Genomic DNA, 1,111 nt, shown 5'->3' with positions numbered 1-1,111 from the left:
TCGCCGACGAGGAAAGCGTTGACGTCCGCCGCACGCAGTTGCAGGACATCCTCAACCTGGCGAATGCCGCTTTCGGTGACCACAATGCGGTCTTCGGGTACCTGTGGAAGTAACTGCAGGGTGGTTTCAATATCGGTCACGAAGCGATGCAGATCGCGGTTGTTGATGCCAATCAATGGAGTACGCAATTTCAGGGCACGCTGGAGTTCTGCACCGTTGTGTACTTCGACCAGTACGGCCATACCCAGGGAGTGGGCAGATTCTTCCAGGGTTTGCAGTTGTTCATCCGACAATGCCGCGACAATGAGGAGGATGGCATCCGCGCCAATGGCGCGTGCTTCCCAGACCTGATAGGGATCAATGCAGAAATCCTTTCTCAGCACCGGAATGGAACAGGCTTCCCGGGCAGCCGACAGGTAAATGTCGGCGCCCTGAAAATAATGCTCATCCGTCAGCACCGACAGGCAGGCCGCGCCGTGGGCTACGTAATCCTGGGCTATGCTGACAGGATTGAAATCTTCCCGAATAATGCCTGCGGAAGGGGAGGCCTTTTTGATTTCGGCGATGACTGCGGCTTGCCCGGCACTGATTTTACTGCGGATAGAGCCGATGAAATCACGGGCTGGCCCGCTCAGGGCTACGGATTCCTGCAATTCAGCCAAACCAAGACGGGCCTTGCGTTCAATGACTTCAGCGTGTTTGCGGGTAATGATTTCCTGGAGTATGTCCGTCATACGGATCCTTTATTGGTTTTTGCCCAGTAATTCCTGCCATTTACTCCAGGCAGCGCCTGACTTCAAAATGTCTCTTGCCAACACCACACCAACCGCCATATCGGGTACCACATCTGCCGCATAAAGCGCGGCCCCGGCGTTCAGTAAAACCACATCCAGGCGCGGTCCCGCCCGGTTTTGCAGGACTTCTTCGGCGGCCGACAATGCTTCTGCTACGCTGTTGATTTGCAGGCTGGCCAGCGGCGCGCGCGCAATACCGAAGTCCTCCGGCTGAATCCGACTGCGCGAAATCACCCCATCCTTCAGTTCGGCCATGTCCGTGGGGGCAGAAAGACTGATTTCATCCAGACCGTCATGACCATGAACCACCAGTACGT

General features: G+C 56.1%; 1 protein-coding gene and 1 pseudogene. Both read right to left on the bottom strand.

The window, feature by feature from the left end:
- On the bottom strand, positions 1–734 hold a 734-nt coding region (trpC, locus tag AC2VLY_RS08325; protein WP_486922082.1), incomplete at its 3' end, for an indole-3-glycerol phosphate synthase TrpC.
- 9 nt (positions 735–743) lie between these two features.
- Positions 744–1,111: pseudogene (gene trpD, locus AC2VLY_RS08320) on the bottom strand (anthranilate phosphoribosyltransferase); the annotation flags it as partial.

Source organism: Acidithiobacillus sp. TH-A36, from assembly GCF_057473445.1.
The sequence above is the reverse complement of the archived record's forward strand: the minus strand, read 5'-3'. Positions and strand labels throughout refer to the sequence as shown.